Origin of the sequence: Thauera aromatica (assembly GCF_023093595.1) — a bacterium.
Classification (GTDB): Bacteria; Pseudomonadota; Gammaproteobacteria; order Burkholderiales; family Rhodocyclaceae; genus Thauera; species Thauera aromatica_A.
The window spans coordinates 1-862 of sequence record NZ_JALLIK010000017.1; the positions used below are offsets into that span (position 1 = coordinate 1).

The 862-nt window shown below is 68.7% G+C and carries 1 protein-coding gene; it reads right to left on the bottom strand.

The window, feature by feature from the left end; genetic code table 11:
- A partial coding sequence (locus tag MXC99_RS00290) for an AMP-binding protein (protein WP_247723649.1) occupies window positions 1-862 on the bottom strand: 862 nt, incomplete at both ends.

An 862-nucleotide genomic window follows, 5' to 3' on the forward strand; every position in this document is an offset into this window, starting at 1 on the left:
GCCCGAGATCGACGACAGCTGCAGGTCGGCCTTGATCTCGCGATAGACGTAGTCGAAGCCTTCGGCCACCAGCGGGCTGCCGGTGCTCAGCAGCGCGCGCACGGTGTCGAGCTGGTGGCTTTCCCGGGGCTTGAGGCCGAACTTGGCCGCGGCGTCGAGGAACTTCGCCGAAGTGCCGAAATGGGTCATGCGCTCCGAATCGGCGTAGTCGAACAGGATCCGGTTGGCGCCGGCGAAGGGCGAGCCGTCGTAGAGCAGCACGGTGGCTTCGGCGGCGAGCGCGGACACCAGCCAGTTCCACATCATCCAGCCGCAGGTGGTGAAGTAGAACACGCGGTCGCCGGGTTTGACGTCGGCATGGAGGCGGTGCTCCTTGAGGTGCTGCAGCAAGGTGCCGCCGGCGCCGTGCACGATGCACTTGGGCACGCCGGTGGTGCCCGACGAATACAGGATGTAGAGCGGGTGGTCGAAGGGCAGCGCGGCGAACTCGATGTCATCGACGAGGCGGAACGGGGCGACGAAGTCGGCGTACATGCGCGCATGCGGCACCCCGGCGAGGTCGTCGCGGTGGCGCACGTAGGGGACGACGACCACGCGCTTGACCGAGGGCAGCCCGCCGACGATCTCGCCGAGCTTGCCGAGCACATCGACGGTCTTGCCGTTGTAGTAGTAGCCGTCGCAGGCCAGCAGCACCTTGGGCGCGGTCTGGCCGAAGCGGTCGAGCACGCCCTGCACCCCGAAGTCGGGCGACGCCGAGGTGAACACCGCGCCGATGCTCGCCGCCGCGAGCATCGCGATCACCGTCTCGGGCAGGTTCGGCATGTAGGCCGCGACCCGGTCGCCGGCGACCACGCCCTGGTCG